Annotated in this window: 15 protein-coding genes; 7 read left to right on the top strand and 8 right to left on the bottom strand. The window is 43.7% G+C overall.

The annotated features are described in order from the left end of the window. Position 1: 1 nt before the first annotated feature. The 7 genes from grpE (at position 2) to WC773_00825 (ending at position 12,910) form a co-directional block, all read left to right on the top strand. Positions 2-4,756 carry a nucleotide exchange factor GrpE gene (gene grpE, locus WC773_00795; protein MFA6081939.1) on the top strand — a complete coding sequence of 1,585 codons (4,755 nt, stop codon included), beginning with the start codon at positions 2-4 and terminating at the stop codon, positions 4,754-4,756. A gap of 280 nt (positions 4,757-5,036) precedes the next feature. Beyond that, the gene (locus WC773_00800; protein MFA6081940.1) at positions 5,037-5,213 is read left to right on the top strand and encodes a hypothetical protein; all 177 of its coding nucleotides are present in this window, start codon (positions 5,037-5,039) and stop codon (positions 5,211-5,213) included. Further along, positions 5,206-5,607 carry a hypothetical protein gene (locus WC773_00805; GenBank protein MFA6081941.1) on the top strand — a complete coding sequence of 134 codons (402 nt, stop codon included), beginning with the start codon at positions 5,206-5,208 and terminating at the stop codon, positions 5,605-5,607. Before WC773_00800 ends, WC773_00805 begins: the two co-directional genes overlap by 8 nt. Continuing rightward, positions 5,607-8,120 (top strand): TraM recognition domain-containing protein, encoded by a 2,514-nt coding sequence (locus WC773_00810; GenBank protein MFA6081942.1) that lies wholly within the window; start codon positions 5,607-5,609, stop codon positions 8,118-8,120. Before WC773_00805 ends, WC773_00810 begins: the two co-directional genes overlap by 1 nt. Before the next feature lie 268 nt (positions 8,121-8,388). Further along, positions 8,389-8,613 (top strand): hypothetical protein, encoded by a 225-nt coding sequence (locus WC773_00815; protein ID MFA6081943.1) that lies wholly within the window; start codon positions 8,389-8,391, stop codon positions 8,611-8,613. A gap of 182 nt (positions 8,614-8,795) precedes the next feature. Then, entirely contained in the window at positions 8,796-9,932 is a 1,137-nt protein-coding gene (locus WC773_00820; GenBank protein ID MFA6081944.1) for a sigma factor-like helix-turn-helix DNA-binding protein, read from the top strand. A 383-nt stretch (positions 9,933-10,315) separates the two neighbouring features. Further along, positions 10,316-12,910, top strand: coding sequence for a type IV secretion system DNA-binding domain-containing protein (locus WC773_00825; protein ID MFA6081945.1), 2,595 nt, complete (start codon positions 10,316-10,318; stop codon positions 12,908-12,910). 770 nt (positions 12,911-13,680) lie between these two features. Here WC773_00825 and WC773_00830 read toward each other — a convergent pair. The 8 genes from WC773_00830 to WC773_00865 form a co-directional block, all read right to left on the bottom strand. Next, entirely contained in the window at positions 13,681-13,884 is a 204-nt protein-coding gene (locus tag WC773_00830; GenBank protein ID MFA6081946.1) for a hypothetical protein, read from the bottom strand. A gap of 44 nt (positions 13,885-13,928) precedes the next feature. Then, entirely contained in the window at positions 13,929-14,147 is a 219-nt protein-coding gene (locus tag WC773_00835; protein ID MFA6081947.1) for a hypothetical protein, read from the bottom strand. Between the two features lie 425 nt (positions 14,148-14,572). Further along, positions 14,573-15,385 carry a hypothetical protein gene (locus WC773_00840; protein MFA6081948.1) on the bottom strand — a complete coding sequence of 271 codons (813 nt, stop codon included), beginning with the start codon at positions 15,383-15,385 and terminating at the stop codon, positions 14,573-14,575. A 155-nt stretch (positions 15,386-15,540) separates the two neighbouring features. Further along, positions 15,541-16,200 carry a histidine phosphatase family protein gene (locus tag WC773_00845; GenBank protein MFA6081949.1) on the bottom strand — a complete coding sequence of 220 codons (660 nt, stop codon included), beginning with the start codon at positions 16,198-16,200 and terminating at the stop codon, positions 15,541-15,543. Then, on the bottom strand, positions 16,173-17,075 hold the full coding sequence (secF, locus tag WC773_00850; GenBank protein MFA6081950.1) for a protein translocase subunit SecF: 903 nt from the start codon (positions 17,073-17,075) through the stop codon (positions 16,173-16,175). The genes WC773_00845 and secF overlap by 28 nt, the downstream gene beginning before the upstream one ends. Continuing rightward, positions 17,068-18,342: a protein translocase subunit SecD gene (gene secD, locus WC773_00855; GenBank protein MFA6081951.1), complete on the bottom strand. Its 1,275-nt coding sequence runs from the start codon at positions 18,340-18,342 to the stop codon at positions 17,068-17,070. Before secD ends, secF begins: the two co-directional genes overlap by 8 nt. A gap of 137 nt (positions 18,343-18,479) precedes the next feature. After that, positions 18,480-19,094, bottom strand: coding sequence for a hypothetical protein (locus WC773_00860; protein MFA6081952.1), 615 nt, complete (start codon positions 19,092-19,094; stop codon positions 18,480-18,482). 82 nt (positions 19,095-19,176) lie between these two features. Further along, entirely contained in the window at positions 19,177-19,734 is a 558-nt protein-coding gene (locus tag WC773_00865) for a guanylate kinase (protein MFA6081953.1), read from the bottom strand. Between the last annotated feature and the right edge of the window lie 5 nt (positions 19,735-19,739).

Genomic DNA, 19,739 nt, shown 5'->3' on the forward strand with positions numbered 1-19,739 from the left:
AATGCCCGAAGGTTTATCTGCCGGAGAACCGGAACCACAGCCAAAAGTTGGCTTTAGAGAAAGACTAAAGCAGAGATTTGGCCGTACAGAATCTGTAGACAAGAATTTGTCTGTAGAAGAAATACGAGAACAGCTAAACGCTCTACGCTCAGATGTAATGATATTTGATGATGACGGCAATGAAATTACTCAAGAGCATAATCCAGCCAAAGAAGCGGAACTCAAACAAGCTTTGATTCAAGCGATACTCAAAAAGTCAAAGGAAGGCGAACTTTCACCGGAAGATAATGATGATTTGGTTAAAGACCTAGTTGAAAATGGACATCAATCTGCGATGGCCGATATTAGTGTATCCACTCATGGATTCAGAAATTTTCAAAAAATGTTAGACGTTACCGGTCAAAAATCGATTGAAGTTGATGGTGAAGAAGTAAATCGAGAAACAAAATCGTTTATATTAAGCAAGATTGATAAATTGCCAGAATATTGGCGCCGCCAGGTTAAAAATGGAATTGTTGCTGGCACAATTTCGGCGGCAGTTATTGGATTGCTCGCGGTAACTGTTGGTGCACCTGTAGGGATAGCAGCCATATCTTTTGGTGGCGCTACACTGGCCAAGGGGGCAGCAGACAAACTATTTCGTGATCGGCTAATTCATAAAGACAAAGATGGCGATGGTAGTTTGGCGTATAAAATCGCTCAAGATCGAGCAGGCAACATCACCGAAATGATGGAGCTGGGCAAAAATTATCAAGCCGAGCTAGACCCAAATCGCAAAGCACAGATTTTACAAGAAATTCTTGAGCGGACCAAGAAGCGTGAGAGTGAAAATCTGAAACAGTACGAATCACTTTCAAGAAAGGCGGCATGGATTGAAGGTATTTCCGGAGCCGCCGGGGCAATGGTGACTGGCGCCTTAACTCATTCGATTGTAATGGGACAAGAGGTAAAGCAGCAAATTGCGCATTGGGCTAAAGATGGAGTGCAGATTCACGATAACCAGTTGGTAACAGATCCAAATGTTGGTCACAACGTTAAAGAAACAGCAGATGGCACGTGGCGGTTTATTCTTAAGCAAGCGGATATTGATAAAGCCAAACATTTGTTTGGGGCTCACTGGCAGCAATATCTACACGGTGCAGGACAAAACGGACCTTTTGGACAGGGAATGTCTCCGGTTGCACCGTCACATTTATTGCCCGGCCAAGAAATCTTTCATAATTCAAAATTTGCTGAAGTTGTAATTAATAGGTTAGCGGCGCACGAAGTAGTTAGCCATATTTCGACTCTTGGAACAGTCGGTGCAATCGCGGTACCAGGAGCAGCCTCTGGATTGGCTAGCGAAATGTATAATAACCCAACATCACAAAAATCACCTCTTTCGTCACAGCATGCAGAAGCATCTTCAGATACGCCAACCGAAACAGATTCTGATATCACAGAAGATATCCCTATTGACACAGATACTGATGGAACTTCCGGAACCGAGCCGGTTGATACTGAACCGGAGCCTGATAAAGCCGAGCTAGATCAATCGGGGCGTAAGAATGATACAATCAAAGATTCTTTAGACCCGTCAGAGACAATAGAAGATAAAAAGGTGGATCGCTCTGACCGTCAGCAGCGCATCTCCGATAAGGCTGAAAAGATATCGCGCATTTCTATATCAGAAGCTGGGAGTTACTGTCAAACGGTTTATCGAGAAGCATATAAATTTGCCCGGGAGTTACAAAGGGGTGAGGGTGTTTACGACGCAGATGCACTCACCGCTATTGGTGTAATAATGGATTTGGTTAAAAATGGCGAATCGTCAACAAAAAATAGTTTTAGATTCGCTGAAAAAGTTTTTTCTCAAAATGATGATGAGTTACGTGCTATCGCGAGTCGAATTAACGACCCGACATTATCGAATGAGAGTAGACGCAATTCTTTAAGTGATTTGGTTGAACATATCATACCTCTCATTCAAATTTCAGATAATCAGGCAGATAGTGGCACTGTTGAAGAAAAAGAATCTATTCTTAAAGAAATTAAGAATGGTAACGAAATTGAATTGCCGGTTAAGGATAAAGATGGAAAGAACCTAATACTAAATGAACAAATTGTCGATGGGCTAAAATTTAAATTATATAATCCAAGTGCAACTCTTCTAGAAAAAACAAAAGTGATTTGGGAAAAATACAAAGATAAAGACAGAGCCAAGGTCAAAATTCATTCCAGCGTACCAAGAGAAAAGGTTTATTATTATGAACTAGTAGATCCGGACGCGGAGCCGGCGACTGTTTCATCAGAACCTGTTGGTGGGGCGGAAAAGACTGAAAAGTCGGCTGAACCAACTAAATTGCCGGAATTTAAAATTGAAAATCTGGAAGCTTTACACGTCAATCAAGAAATTCCGTTGACCGACACCGAGCGCCTATTTATTGAAAAAGATCCAGTAGGGAATTTTATCGTTCCTGAAATTATGATTAATGGTAGTAGGATTGCGCTAGATGATCGCAGAAAAAACCATGTTCATCACGATAATAAAATTGTTGTAATCACAAAAATACCGGGTACAAGTGCTGGTGATTTACTTTACCACGGAGAATTAGCAGATGCTCCTCAAAAAACTTCTGAACCAATCTTATCATCTAAAGGCGAACCCGTCGTTGAGCCGGAAGAAACGCCAAAACCAGTAGAACCAACTGAACTGCCAAAATTTGAGGCAGACAAATTTGAAGGATTGCATGTTGGTCAGCAAATTACTCTTCGTGGGAAAACTGAAAATCTGGTTGCTAAAGGCGGAGAACCGCCACTTGTGCAAGTTAATGGAACTAATATCAAAATTGACAATCCGGATAAAGTGGCAGTGCAACACGGTCATCAGATTGTGGAAGTTACCACGGTACCCGGCAACAGTCCCGAGGATATGTATTTTCACGCCAAATTAGTTGACACGCCAAGCGTTTTATCAAAACTAGAACAATCTACACCTCAGCCAGAAGTTGAACGTAAAAGAATGGAAATACATCTAAGTTTGCCAGACGTGGGTGAGATTAAAAAAGGTGATGAACTTACGATAGACAATCCAGTTGTTAGCGATAGTTTTATTCATAATGTATTGGCGCTGCCAACTCTAGTAATCAATGGCAAGAATTGTATTTTATACGATCCTAAACACCCAGAGGACATTAAACTCGCGAGAGAATATCTGGGGAAGGAAAAAATTAAGATCAAGCTTATATCACAGGATGAAAGAACGGGTACGTTCAAATATATTTTTCTTGAGCCCGATTCGTCAACTAAAGAAAAAGTAGCGAAAAATGTCGATGATACAGCCGGAACAAACCCTGCTAATGCTGTAGAGGCGCCAGCTGGACAAAATTTAACTCGTCATGCAGAAGGTCCAATAAAAATCGAAAGAGAGTCCAACTATACCGGACGGCAAAAAGTGGCGTTTGATCGGGTTATGGCGGTCGAAAATATGAGCCCAGAACAAGCCAAGGATTATTATCTTAAAGTGTATCGTCAGGCGGTTAATTTTGAATCCAGTTCAGGAGTCTCAATTCCGAACGAGGATTTGTTTGCCTTCGGATTAATTTCAGACTTGATTCGTAGCACAGATGAGCCAACCACCGTAGATTTCAATGACGCGATATCTATTCGCGAAAAAGATGCGGCCACTATCACGGATATGTCAAAGGAGATTTTAGCCACTAATGATGATCATTACCGACAAATTGGATTGTCTGAACTTGGTCGTCACATTGTCACGTTGATTCCCAATAACGAAGAACCCCCAGCCGTACCCACGCCAGCTACAGAATCAATTACCACACCAACAGAGCCTGAAGTGGGGGCGCAAGCAGCCGCACCAATTAGCTCGGCGGCAAAAAAGAGCGCAGAATCTGCCACAGTTGAATCCGAAAGCCAGCGGCTGGAAAATGAAATTGCCAAATTACCTGATGAATTTAAGAGATTTATCGAAGGTTTACAAAGTGTTGAGGAACATATTTATAGCAAGGACACAGAATGGCTATGTTCTTCCGATGGCCTAGCACATTTAGACAGATTTGTGTACGCGCCAGCTCCGTCGCTTGGTAGAGCTATTGGTCATGATGCGTCGGAAATATCACGCTATCTAAGTGGTATTGTACAGTCTCAAGCAGAATTACATAATCAGTTAGATGCTATCGGGATGCACCCGTTTGATGCTAAGGTGGGTGATGCGTTTAATTCAGACAATTACGATTCACCAGACGAGGAATTTGTATGGATAAGTGATGGTCAAGAACGCCATAATCACATTGCTGGCGTATCTAGAATCGGTTACAAGCTAGGTGACAAAGTTGTACGCAAGGCAAGAGTGAAACGATGGATGTATCATGAGCCTTCACCAGGTCAATCAGCCGAGCCAACATCTACTGCCACCGAGATTACGGCAGCAAAGACTCCTGGTAGACCAGAGGATGATATAATAATTGAAGATATTGGTGATGTGACTGAGCGCTTGCAACAATATGATGCGCGTCTAAATCAAGACGATCGATATCAAAGAATGACTGAACCAGAAAAATTGTTTTGCCGAATCTATCTTGATGCTCGCGGTTTCACCGACGACAATGTGCAATACTCTCTAGACTTAAGAAATACAGACGCAGAATCATTCGATATCGCATTAGAATATACGACTAGTATTCTTAATCGAGAGTTTAGCGACAACTTGCGTTATGAATATTATGTAACATTACGCAATTGGCTCACTAAATTATAAGTAATTTATTCAGTTTATTCTGTCCAATTTAATTGCACATAATGTGAATCCGGAAATTATTTTCCCTGTCATCCTGAACTTGATTCAGGATCTACATAATAAGAACCAAGGACTGGATTCTTAGATCTTGTCCGGAATGACACAACCCTGAGTAAATCATCAAACTGGAATTTCCGGATTCATAGTACATATTTTTGCATTAGCCAGATAATCTGGTTATCATTATAAGTGTATATCTATTATATGGATTCCGGGTCGAGCCCGGAATGACAGGGGAATTATGGAAATTGCTCAATTGCGCCAAGGTTTTGAAAAGGTCAATGCCCGAATTGATCGCTTACAGAAAATGTACAGTGAAGATATAAATGTAACGCTTGAGGATGTAAATAAAGTCCGCCGGTATGCCGAAAAATTAGAGAAACGGTTGGCAAAACTGGAGCTAATGCAAAATGGATAAGCCAAGAACTCTAGAAGAACCGTCACAGCCGGATGAAATAGTATCATCCGAAGTGGTTAGTAATCACGTTGCCGAAAAACCGGCTGTCGAGAAAATTACTGACGGTATTTTAGCCGAACCCGGGCAAAAACCGCCAAAAGATGAAATGGCATCAGACGGTCCTTCTGAAATTGTGTCTGCAGAAGTGCAACCACCAACACCCAAGGCCCCCCTCGAGACTGTAACTCCCAATACATCCAATCTTCCCAATGACCCCTATATGCTAGCAGAAGAAAAAGCAGTTCAACATGAAACATTTAAGCAAATGGAGCACGCTATTCGGGATCGTAAGACCGGGGAAGCATACGAGCTTGACCAAGCAGTAATCGCAATGCGTCAAGAAGCGGAAAAATAATGGACACACGCTATTTTCCAAACGAACCTGTAACAACAACTCAAAGCGCGTGGCCGCTATTTTTAGGGTTGTTGCTGCTTGCTTTGGTAATTGCACTGGTCACAATATTGGTGTGGTGGCTAAAACATAAATCAGAGCAGTCTCGTCTGAAACGATCGCTTGAACTAACGATGTTGCAGGTCAGTTTACCTAGAGACACTAATCCATCCGAAGAAGATGTGCGTCAAGATTTTCGCGAGCTAATTGCTATTGGTGAGCCGTTGATCGCCAGCTTTCAACACTTATATGATCATTCTCGCAAGTTTGGTAGCGTGCCCCAAGAGCACATTACCTTTGAAATTGCCGCCCACGATCGCGAAATATTCTTTTATGTTGGCGTTTCTAAACATCTGGTTAGCTTGATTGAAAAACAAATTCACGCTCAATATCCGGATGCGATGATAGAAGAAATTCAAGATTACACCATTTTACGCGATAAAAACGCCAAAATTGCCGCCGATCAGCTAAAATTGGCAAAAAGCTTTATCTTGCCCATTCGCACCTATCGAGACCTCGAATCCAGCTCACTTAACGTCATCACCAATACCTTGTCAAAACTGGGTGATGATTCCACAGCGGCAATTCAATTTTTAATTCGCCCGAATGATGGCTATTGGCGCACGCAGGTGATGTTTTGGGCCAAGCAGCTGCAACTTGGTAAAGGATTTAACCCGTATGCCGATACATCGATGCGCCAGTTTTGGAATATTCTAAGCCCGAATTTGAAAAAATCGGTTATGACCGAAGACGCCAAAGCAGAAGCGGAGCGCCGTCAGTTAACTCCAATGCAAGAAGAGCAACTGAAATTACTAAACAATAAATCCGGTAAGGTGGGATTTGACGTTCAAATTCGAATTATTGCTACCGCGCCAACTGCACCGGAAGCCAAAACGGTGCTTGAAAACATCTCTTCGTCATTTGCCCAGTTTACCGATCCTACCGGTAACTCAATTCAGCCAGCGCATTATCCTAATGTAGCTCGGTTGGTGTTGGATTATATTTTGCGCACCTTTACGCCGGGACGAGTGATGATTTTGAACACCGAAGAAATTACCTCGTTGTTTCATTTTCCAAATCGTCATATTGAAACTCCAAACATCCGCTGGCTTAAAGCCAAAAAAACCACCCCGCCGCCAAACCTTCCAACCTCGGGTAGGTTGCTGGGCGTATCGCATTTTCGCGGTGAAGATAAACAAGTGTTCATTAAACCAGCGGACCGCATGCGCCATTTGTACGCGGTGGGTAAGACTGGTGTGGGAAAATCAACCTTGCTGCAAAATATGATTGTAGATGATATCAAAGAAGGTTTGGGAGTGGCGTATTTGGATCCGCATGGTGACTCAATCGAATACATTATGCGACACATTCCCGAGAATCGAATTAAAGATGTGATTATCTTTGATCCATCCGACACTGCCCGTCCACTCGGATTAAACTTGTTAGAGTGGAGTACTCCGCAGCAACGAGATTTTTTGGTCCAAGAAGCGGTGCAGATATTTTATAAATTATTTGATCCAAACCAAACCGGTATTGTGGGGCCGCAGTTTGAGCATTGGTTGCGTAATGCGGCGTTAACGTTGATGTCCGACCCGAATGGGGGAACGCTGATCGAAATTCCACGTTTGTTTGTGGACAAACAGTTTGAAACCCAAGCGTTGCAACACGTTACCGACCCGGTGGTACGCGCGTTTTGGGAACAGCAGATGTCCAAAACCTCCGATTTTCATAAATCCGAAATGCTTAACTACTTTACCTCTAAATTTGGTCGTTTTATGACCAACACCATGATTCGCAACATCATCGGTCAGCCCAAAAGCGCGTTTGATTTTAGGAAGGTGATGGATGAAGGCAAAATTTTGCTGGTTAATTTGTCTAAAGGTAAAGTGGGCGAGGTTAACAGTAATTTGCTCGGTATGATCTTAGTGTCTAAATTGCAGGTAGCGGCGATGAGTCGGGCTGACGTACCGGAAGATCAGCGCCCGCCGTTTTATCTTTATGTTGATGAATTTCAAAACTTTACTACCGACGCCTTTGCGTCCATATTATCCGAGGCACGCAAGTACGGCTTGGCTCTAAGTTTGGCCAACCAATACATCGAGCAGCTAACCGAGCAAATTCGCAATGCGGTAGTGGGCAATGCCGGTACAATTGTGGCGTTTCGAGTGGGTGCCGCTGATGCCGAGTTTCTGGTCCACGAGTTTCAGCCGCTGGTTGAGGACGATCTAATCAATATCGACAAATATAACTTTTACTTAAAACTGTTAATTGATAATCGCGCCGAGCGACCGTTTAATTGCGAAGTTTTGCCACCAGATACCACCGGCACGGCTGCGATGGCAGATGCGGTTCGCCACGCATCACGCACCACTTACGGTCAAGACGAAAAAGTAGTTGAAGCTCAAATAATTGAACGATCTAAAGTAGATCAGATCTCACTAGGTGGCATGGAACAGCCGGTTCCATCTGCCAGGTAAATTACATATTGTTCACAGGGTGATTGACTCCGGTGCTGTTTTTGAGTATAATTATGTCAACAACTTATCCATTCACGGGGGTGCTGTGATGCACGATAAGGTTGGCAGAAACCTTGACACTTTCGGGCAGTTCATTGCCCGCGACCTGTTTATCCTTGCGGTAGGACTATTTGCTGGGTATGGTTGCACGTTACAACGATTCGACTGGCAGGTTTACGGCATAGCTTTGCTCTTCGAGACGGTCTGCAGTGTGCTCTACGTTGTCGCAATGGACAGTCACATGGTGATCGTTGGCGCAGAGGATATGGCCAAGGGTTTGGTTCCATGGGGTGGGCCATATGAGCGTATGTCGCACGAAGTTCCACCGAAACTGTGCAAGCCTCTGTCGTTTGTGCATTGGGTGGGCATTGTTACGTTTGGATGTTGGTTAGTCCAAATGCTGTACTGGCTTATCCCGGCGTTCCTACACTGGGCTGTGACTGTACAAGCGTAGTTGCGCTAATTCGCTAGGCCGGCCGAGAGAATATCCTCGACCGGCTTCAAATTTAAATAAATGTTACTGACAACTAATAACAAATCTGGCAAAATACTTGATTTACTTACTTGACAGTGTTATAATGAAACTAATATAAACTAACAATTTGCAAACGAGGGCGATGCAGATAGGAGATTCACATGTCGAATTCACTACTACAAAGTGTAGTTGCAGATAAGGCAGTCGAGTTCAAACAAAATTTTAACCCGCAGGCAATCATTGCCGGGTTAGTTTCTGGTCTAGAAGAAAAGGCGCGAAACGTCATTTCCTCGCGTACCGGTCTGTCTGGTGATAAAAAGGTAACTTTATCGTACATTGGTGATCATTACCACCTTTCTCGTGAGCGTATTCGCCAAATTGAGCGTGATGTAATGGCCAAATTAAGCGATAAATTACATGAAAAACACTATCACGAAATACAATTTGTAGTGGCAACTATCGACCGCGAAGGCGGAGTAGTTAACGAAGAGACATTGGTCAAATTGCTGCTAATCGACTCTCGCCGTACTAGCGCAGACATTAATTCATTAAGACTATTTTTACGTTTAACCAAAGACGTGGTAGAAGTTAAAGATTCTAAAACAATGCGTCCGGGTTGGGTGTTGCGTATGGTAACAGTGGCTAAAATTGATTCTATCGTTCAAGACCTAATCTTGCTAATTCAGCAATCCGGTTCGGTGATGACTTTTGAAAGCGTTTGGGAGCAAATGCCAGCATTACACGACCGCCCACAATCATTTCTTAAACAGATTATTTCGTTGTCACGCGATATCGTTAAAACCACCGAAGGCACTTTTGGTTTGTCTAGTTGGCCAACCGTTAACCCAAGAAACGTCCGTGATAAAATTTACTTCGTACTTAATCAATCCGGTACACCGCTGCACTTTACCGAAATTGCCAAACGCATTCGCGAAAACAGTTTCGATGCTAAAAACATCGTCCAGCCAACCGTTCATAACGAGTTGATTGCAGATGAGCGATTTGTGTTGGTTGGCCGCGGTATTTATGCCTTGTCACACTGGGGATACCAGCCTGGTACAGTTGAGCAGGTGATTGAAGATGTGTTAAAAAAAGCCGGCAAGCCGTTATCAACCGATGAGATTGTAGAGCTGGTATTAAAGAGCCGTCAAGTTCGCAAAAATACCATCATCATTAACTTGCAAATCAAACCTCAGTTTGTAAAAGTTGGCCGCAAGCTTTACACCTTGTCTGAAGTAAAATCTAAAAATGTTTCAGACGATGTCAAGCAAACCATTAAACTAGCCGAGAAAAAATAACCAAACAGACATTTGATTAAAATTCGTAAGGGCAGGCGCGTCAGTCTGTCTTTACGTGTATTATAATGATTCGCAGTTGCGAAAAACCCTTCTCCTCATTTGGAGGAGAAGGTGCCCGTAGGGCGGATGAGGAGCTCCTCACCTCTCCGAGCCGTAGGTCTACGAGCCGGAGGCCGGCTTCCAGCCACCCTCTCCTCACCGAGGAGAGGGAACAAAGAACAGTTGACCAATCTCTTGCACAGTTGTGGGCTGTTACCGTGTATCTAGATATGTCATTTGATGATTTATGCTACAATTAATATGATATGTTAATATACCTACTTTTGTTTTCAATATTAGGCATCGCCATATTATCTTTGATATGGCTTTATTCATATGAGTCAATGCAAAAAACAGAAAAAAGTAATCGTCATACTCAGTGGAAGTCGGTTCGCCAACATGTAGTATTAACCATTGATGTGCCAAAGTTGAATGATAAAACGCCGCTGGCCGCCGAGCAGATGTTTGCCGCGTTACATGGCATTTATCAAAATAAAGCAGAATTTCAGGATCATCTCAGCTTCGAGATCATGGCAAAGGGGACTAGCATCCGATTTTTCGTCTATACCCCACAGCACTTGGTAGATTTTATTGAAAGCCAAATTTATGCTCAATATCCAACCGTTGAAATTTCTCAGGTAGAGGATTACACCGGGTCTTTTGACAATCAAAATCAGCATTTCGTTAGTTGCGAATTGGAAATGACAAAACCGGACGTATATCCAATAAAGACATTTCTAAATTTTAACGTAGATCCGTTAGCGGGAATTACCTCGGCATTGTCTAATTTGTCTGACTCGGAACAAATTTGGACACAGTTGGTCATTAAACCGGTGGGGGATAGTTGGCAGGCTAGGGGAGATGCTTTAATCGAATCGATCAAAAAAGGGATACCAAAAATCTCGATTCGAAAAAGTTTGACCACGTCTTTGGCGAGCATTGCTACCTCAACAGTTAAAGAGGTGCAATCACCCGGATCGTCATTACCAAAAGAGAAAAAGGATGACAAAGGCGATTCGGTAAAATTAAACGGTTCAACCGAAAGCGCACTCAAAGGCGTGGCGGAAAAAATCACCAAATTAGGATTTTCGACACAAATAAGAATGATTGCAATATCCGACGATTTATACAACGCTCAAGCCAAGGTAAATGGGGTAGTGGGTGCATTCAAGCAGTTTAACACTACTAATCTAAATGGGTTTGTGCCCGGGCAGTTAATGGCAGATGATCACGAGATGTTGACCAAATACTGTGAACGAGAACTGTCTACAAAAGCGCCAGTGTTAAACATTGAAGAAATTGCGTCTCTTTATCACTTTCCCAGCATTACGGTAGAAACGCCGCATATTGTGTGGACTACCGCTAAAAAAGGTGAGCCCCCGGCAAATCTACCGCTGGTAGGTGTGGTCCCGGCAGATCAAATTACCAAATTAGGCAAAACTAATTTTCGCAATGTGGAAAATGAATTTGGCATTAAAATTGGGGACCGGCGCCGCCATGCCTATGTTATCGGTAAATCCGGCACCGGCAAAAGTACATTGCTTGAAAATATGATTGTAGATGATATTCGCGAGGGCAGGGGAGTGATATTGGTTGATCCTCACGGTGAGGCGGTGGAGCATATTATGGCTAGCATTCCAGAGGAGCGTATTGATGATGTGGTGCTATTTGATCCTTCAGACCGCGCGCATCCGATAGGCTTTAACCTATTAGAAGCGGTTGACGAAGACTTAAAGGGCATTGTGGCGTCCGGATTTGTTGGCATCTTTAAAAAGATTTTCGGTAATTCATGGGGGCCGCGTTTGGAGCACATTTTGCGTAACTCGGTTTTGGCGCTGCTCGATTATCCGGAATCAACCATGCTTGGCATCGTAAAAATGCTAACCGACAAAAAGTATCGAGAAAAAGTAGTGGCCGAAGTAAAAGACCCTGTAATCAAAGATTTCTGGGAGAACGAATTTGCAGGATGGGATCAAAAGTTTGCGTCCGAGGCAGCGTCTCCAATCCTAAACAAGGTAGGACAGTTTATTGCTACTTCGACAATCCGCAATATCGTTGGGCAGCCTAAATCTACCTTTGACGTACGTAAGATTATGGATGAAGGTAAAATCCTATTGATCAATCTATCACGAGGTAAGATAGGTGAGGATAACTCGTCGCTGTTGGGAGCTATGATGATCACTAAGATTCAGCTAGCTGCAATGAGCCGAGCTGATGTACCCGAAGACCAGCGCACCGACTGTTATTTGTATGTGGATGAGTTTCAAAACTTTGCTACCGAATCTTTTGCCACTATTTTGTCCGAAGCGCGTAAGTATCACCTAGATTTAATAATGGCCAACCAGTATATCGCTCAAATGCAAGAAGAGGTAAGAGATGCGGTGTTTGGTAATGTTGGGACCATTATTGCGTTCAGAGTGGGGGCGTCTGACGCCAAAGATCTGGCCCAAGAGTTTACCCCGGCGTTTATAGAGACCGATTTGGTAAACCAAGACATTCATAAAATTTACATTAAGTTGTCAATTGATGGCATTACCGGTCAGGCATTTTCGGCTAACGCCTTGCCGCCATACCGCCCAACGCAGAGTTTTGCCGAGGAAATTGTTAAACGATCACGCGAAAAATATACCATTCCGCGCTCAGAAGCAGAGGGAGTAACAGACCACGAAGGAAATCCGGTGCCAACTAAAGAAGAAGTGGCGGAAAGCCGTCTGCTACACGAGGGTGCGATTGAGCTGCCTCCAATTAAAATTAAATCTGAAAATATTATTGACGGGTTGTACTACAAGCAGATGGACGCAAAAGGGGGAGTGACGTGGTGGGAAGGGTACTCGTTAGATGAGGTGATGTCTGAAGAAGAGAAGAAGCGCCAAAAGTTTCTAACCAAAAAGATAGAGAAGATAAAGTCAGCTACAACATTGTCCGACACAAAAGAATAGAATGTTCCTATATTTTCGAATTTAGTGCTTAGTGCTTCGAATTTCCATTCCCAGCAGGGGAATGGCTTGGGGGAGAGGGTGCAAATTTGAAATACCACTACGATTGGCTATCAAAGTCGGACGAATGTGACCAAAAGCCGGATTAGCGGATTAATAGAAAATGTCATAAAAATGACTAATAATTGTCATTTTGGTGAGCATAAATAACGACTGCAATTTAAGATCAATTTACGCTCGTTTAGAGTTTAGTACTCCCCTGGAGCATAATTTGTACAGGGAAGTGGTCTAATTTAAGCTCAAATGGCCCCTTAAAGCCCTACATTAGCTTATTATATGTAAGTGAACTATTTGATCATCTAAGGTATAAAATGAGCGTAAACTGGGGTCAGATATGCTATGAATGGTGAATCTTAGGGCGACGTATTGAGTATTTGTACGAGTAATAATGACGATCAATGACTGCCAGGCATGATCAAGCGTGCATAAGTGTCGCATAAGAATCATTGTACGACACAACGTGACTTGAAGCACGATGTACGAAATTATAAATTCAAAACAAAATCAAATTAAATAAGTTCGAAATTTTTTAAAAAAATCAATTTTCTTATTACGCCCCGCCCTATCTCTGGGTAGTCTTTGTATCCTATTTTAAAATTAAAAATTTATAATTTAAAATTTATTTTTACCTCTCCCCCGTTACCACTCCCCCACTCGTATTTAAGATAAAGAAATTGCCGGCCAAGAGCATGCGCTCGAGGCCGGCGAGAGGGCTAGTCTGGCATCGTCAGTTGCCGAACGATGAATCCTGCAGCAAAGACGATGATCAGCGACAAAACCAGTGTCAGATCACTGATGTAGTGACCGATCACCGCTCCCACGGTAAAGGCAACTAGTACTATCACGAACAGGGCGGTAGGAGACATCGCTAAGGCAATTCCCCCATCCCCCTGATCCTCGCCACGATCTTGGTCCACACATCACCTCCCCCGTGATTAAATAGAACATCAGATTCGGTTCATCACTTCGGCGTCGTATGCACCGGATTGTCCTCATCGCGCGCCGTCATGCCGAGCCACCCGGCAACCGCCCCTACAACAAACAGTAACGTCGCCGGTCCGTACTTACTATGGCAAACGCACATGGCGCAGTTGATCCACGCCCCAACGCAGCCGATGCCAAACAACAGTCGCCAGTCACGAGCACGTATCGCGTCAACCTCACGCTTCAGTGGGTTCATATCACCTCCCTGTGATCGAGGTGAACAGTAGGAACGCGCCAGCGAGAAGGAATGCCGCTATGACGACGCAGATGGCGATCGTCGCCACGATCCATTTGGACAGGTCGCCAACGATTGCAAGGCCGGGGTCACTGCTCGAGCTTTGCATTGCGATCACCTTTCCACGTCCACATCGGTTCGTGGAGAACTGCTTGCTCCGGGTTAACCGGCACCCGGAATGGCGACTCCCCTGCCCGTACAATCGGGGCGGGGAGAAACATCACGATCATTACAGACATGACGCATAGCATCCGACAATCCCCTTTCGCACGTCAGGTTGTTGGACAATAGCTATATTATACGCCAAAAGATGGACAATGTCCATCTTCGAAAGAAAATCGGCGGTTACGCTTCTGCGCTCCGCCGACTTTATGGAATGAGGTGTGTCATGCTCCTGGATTCATGGTAACTACAACGAAGTCCCCTCTACTCGCGTTTGGAATGTCGTCCATCAATCGCGTACTTCGATAGGCAGCTACGGACTTGACGTGAAATGACGAAAGCCCGACGCTAGAGGTGTAACTGGTGTCACGAGTCCCGTCGTCGCGGATTAAGCTAATTTTGCTGGTGATCTGCCCATCTACTATGCAAGCCACTACCCACGTGTCAGATGGATTGCGTTTTGGGTGTATGACGAAGTATATCTCACCCGCGACTTGGCCAGGGCTCATCGCACCGTTAATCGGCATCAACGGAGTACAACTCCCGTCCATCACATCTTGAGGTAAAAGCTCCCCAGCAGTCAAGCTCTCGCGGAAGCTTTTGTAAAACGCTGCAGTGCCGACGAATTTCCCGCCAACATCTGGTCCGACGTGATCTGACCGGGTATCAATGTGGTATCCGAGCTTGTCGTCGGTGCTATAACTCAGTTCAGCCGGACTCCAACCACCCATGGTAGGGCCCTTAACCACTAGACCGTCGCCCGGTACGCCGAGCTTTATCTCCTGATCGGGCAATGATTCCCCGAGCAAGATGGGAAGCGTACGGTCTGGCTGATTTTGCACCGGTTCGGCCTGCTGGGGTTGGGCTACCTGAGTTGTTGGTTCGGCCTGAGACGGGGTTGGTGCTGTTGCCATGCTACTTGCCCCGCTGTACGAGCCTTCATTGCGTCGCACAACGGTAGTAATAATACCTAGCACTACAATGATCCCGACGACCACGCAGATCAGATTCACTGTGGTCTTCACTTCGTCTTGCATGGCTTGATCCCTCCATTGAGTTTGTGCGATCATCGGTCAAGCGACGTGTTAAAGTGCAACAGTACGCCAGTGGTTGATGGATTTATTATACACAAAAAAATGGACAATGTCCTTCTTCGAAATTACAAATTTCGCGCTATCCCCTATTCGTATGGTTACTCAAGATGAGTAAGATCGTTTAGGGTGATAATTTTCCAGCTACCGTCTGTTCTATTTTCTACAACGGTAATACCGGTATTGCCTAGTACAATTCCCATAGCAAAACAACGATAAATATCTGTAGATAATATTTCTCCAAAGACCATCTCAGCTAGAAGAGTACGTAAGAAATTAGCGTGAGTAACTACAATAATTGTATCGTCTGACATATCAGAAAGCTGATGGATAAATTTTTTAGCGCGGGTTCGGCTGTCAGCTAGATTTTCTTCATCGCTATGATGCCATGTCTCATCTTTAAAATTTTGCCAGCGCAGTTCGTCAAGCGCAATTACTTCTGGGTCATCATTTGATCTGCCTAAATATACACTCGGACTCTTTATTTCATGAATATCGTCGTGGATGTGTAATTCAGAAGTGATAGTTTTTTGTATAATCTCCGCGGTCTGTGAGGCGCGCGGGTAAGGGCTTGTTAGTATCCGATCCACTTGGATTAATTTTAGCCGGTTTGCCACTAGTTGTGCTTGCTCACGTCCTGTTTGAGTAAGTGATGCACTAGGGCCGAGTCGTATTTTCTGCTGGTTACTTTCTGATTCACCATGACGCACAAAATACACTTTCATAAAAGTCCTTAGTGTTTTTGAGATCGGTTTTGCCAAACTACCAACAATGGCGTGGCGTTAAAGATTGACGAATATGTTCCCACGGTAATACCAATTAGTAGTGCTAGTACAAATCCCTTTGTACTTTCGCCACCAAGCAAGAATAGCGCCAATAACACAATTAGCACGGTTAACGAGGTGTTTAATGATCGAGCTAGGGTTTGAGAAATTGAAACGTTAGCAACATGCTCAAAGTTACCACCCGGAGTTAACCGCAAATTCTCTCTAATTCGATCAAATACCACAATGGTATCGTGAACAGAGAAGCCCATAATGGTTAGCAAAGCGGTGACGGTTAGACTATCCAACTCAACAAAGTCATAATATCGTCCTAGAATTGCAAACATTCCTATTACAAATATTAAATCATGAAGCAAAGCCACCACGGCACAGATGCCAAATCGCCAAGAGTTTGCCGGCTTTGGTACTTTACGAAACGCCCAGGCAATGTAAAGAATGATAGCCAACGAGGCGATAATCACCCGCCATACCGCTTTGTTGGTTTGATCTTTGCCGATAGTTGGTCCGACCGAGGTATAAGACTTCTCAACGGTGTCTGGAATTGATTTGTTGATGGCGTCGGTAATTTGAGAATGCTGTTCGTCTGATAGCGCGTCGGTCTTAAGGATAAACCCGTTGTTGCCGGTGGTGGTGACAGATAAATTCTTCAAGTCAATTTTTGATACCGCTTGCTTTACTGCGTCTGCCGTAACCGCAGATTTGGCGGTGTATTCGATGCTGGTGCCGCTTTTGAAATCAATTCCTACTTTTACGCCATATACCGACATAAAGATAATGCCGGGAATTATGAGCACAGCCGACAGGCCAAACCATAGCCATTTATATTTCAGTACTTGAATAGTTTTAGACATGGATTAACCTTTTGAAGCGTGATATGGCTAATAATTTTAAGATTACTTGGGTTATGGTGATGGCGGTGAACAAGCTGACCAATACGCCAATCGCCAGGGTTAGGGCAAATCCTCTAATTAGCCCGGCTGTTCCCACATACAACACCAATGCGGTGATCAAAGTGGAGCTGTTGCTGTCTCTAATGCTGGTCCAGGCGCGCTTAAAACCATCGTCAATTGCTTGTAGCAGCTCTTTACCCGATCGAATTTCTTCACGCATACGTTCAAATATCAGAATATTTGCATCCACCGCCATACCGATCGACAAAATAAATCCAGCTACACCCGAAAGCGTTACCGTAACCGGCAGTAGCTTATAGATGGCAATGTTGATGAGAGTGTAAATAACCAACGCAACAATGGCAATAACGCCCGGGGTTTTATAGTAAATGACCATAAATAACATAATTAATATCATTCCTATTAACCCGGCAAGCAAACTATCTTTAAGTGATTCGGCACCCAAGGTGGCACTGATGGTTTGTTGGTTGATGATTTTAATTGGCACCGGCAAAGCACCTTGGTTTAGCTGGTTTGTTAGTTCCTTGGCAGTTTGAACGGTAAAGCTGCCCGATATAATGGCCACGCCGTCGGTGATGGCGTCATTTACGGTTGGGGTGGAAATTACCTGATCGTCTAAAACTATCGCAATCGCCTCTTTAGGATTTGCTGCTGCGGCCTTGGTGGTTGCATCAGCGAATTTTTGCTTCCCAGCGTCTTTTAACTGTAGTCGTACCTGTGGTTCGCCGGAGATGTTATTTGAACCGCTGGAAGTGCCAAAAGTAACGCTAGCACTATCTACATCCGAGCCGGTGATAACCGTGTTGCCTTGCTGATCTAAAAATTTAAGGTCGGGAAATTGGCCAATCTGCTTGATGGCGCCGGCAACGTCGGTTACGCCTGGTAATTCCACAATCAGGGTGGTGTCGTTGCCACTTTTGCCTACTTGAATAGTTGGCTCGGTGACGCCGAATTTGTTAATACGATCATTGACCCGAGATTTAAGTGTGGTTAACGCCGCATCTTGTTGACTGGCGGGGATTTTGGATAGATCGGCAAGATATGTAATCTCTACTCCACCGCGTAAATCTAAGCCCTGGTGAATAAATAATGATCGTTTAAAAGAACCTAAGCTAATGTCTGGCCCGCTGGGGAGTGCAATTACCAAAGCAAACGCCGTAATAACGGCGATAAACGCAAGCCTAATGTAGAGTTTTCTTTTAATCATTTATGTCTGAATAATATCGTAAAATATGAGGTAAAGTCAATGCTTACATGGCTGTCATCCCGGACTCGATCCGGGATCCAGACTATAAACGATTATTTTACATAGATTCCGGGTCAAGCCCGGAATGACAATGAAGGTCAAGGCAAATAAATAATATCGGTTTCCGAAGTTAACTTTGGCAAGATATCATCTTCAATAATTGAAAATTGATTGGCAATTTGATCGACAAAAGTTTTATTCACAATAGCTACACCACGATAATGCCCCGAGATTTGCATAGTTACCGCAGCGGCATATTTTTGGTGATATTTTTGCAGGTTATCCCAGTTAAGGTCGATTTTTTCTTGAATATTAACCAGCACAAACTGATTTGGAAGCTGGTCATATATTTGCTTCAACCCTCCCCCACTACCCAAATCGGTGAATGAAAATTGTAATTTATCTTCAAACTGATGTTGCGCCTCTAAAATGCTTTTAATTGATTGACCGTAATGGCCGTAAATTATCATAAACTGATCAATGCCTTCGACCAACAGGCATTTCATCACTTTTATAATATAACCAGACGATTTTTCGACTCCCCTGCCCCCAACACACACCACGGCAAAATTTAGTTCAGTTTGCGGCAAAGCAGATTTTACAAAATAATTAATGGCATTAGATCGGTTTCGCAGGCCGTTTTTCTTAACTAAGATATCAATCTGTCCTAATAGGTGTTTATCCATGGTGATTGTGATGCGCTCATGAGCCATTTTTTACCTCTTTCAATACAGATAGTATCATACTTTGTATGAAGTTTGGAAGATAGAGGGTAGATGGTAGAATATAGAGTGTTTAGGAAATAATTCGGATAATTTCGTTGACGACTTTTTCAAGTTCGCCGTCGTGATTGAATAACTGATAATCAAACTGGTTGGCATAGACGCGTTCTTTTTGTCCTTGCTCGATCCGCTTTTCAATATCATCGGTACTATTTTTGCGTATCGATTCAGATAATCGCTGTCGTAGCTCGATGTCATCTGCGTCGATAAAGATGGTAATACAATCTGTGCTAAAATATTTTTTTAATTCCAGTGCGCCTACCGGCATCTTATTGCAAACAACATCTGATTTTTGTAATTGATTTTCGAGTGCGTTTTTTAGTGTGCCGTAGAACTGACCGGTGGCAGACATTACTTCGTATTCGAGTAAATCGCGATTTTCGATCATTTTTTGAAATTGCTCTTTTGAAACAAAATGATAATTTTCGCCGTCAATCTCCCCTTCTCTTTTGGGGCGCGAGGTTGCATTGACTAATTTTGACAATTTTAAATTGCGCTCTTTTAGCAGACGTTCGATGATGGTGTCTTTGCCGCAGCCGCCCGGACCAGATAGAATGATTAATTTATGCATATTTA

The organism is Patescibacteria group bacterium (assembly GCA_041660565.1).
Classification (GTDB): Bacteria; Patescibacteriota; UBA1384; order CAJBMM01; family CAJBMM01; genus JBAZWC01.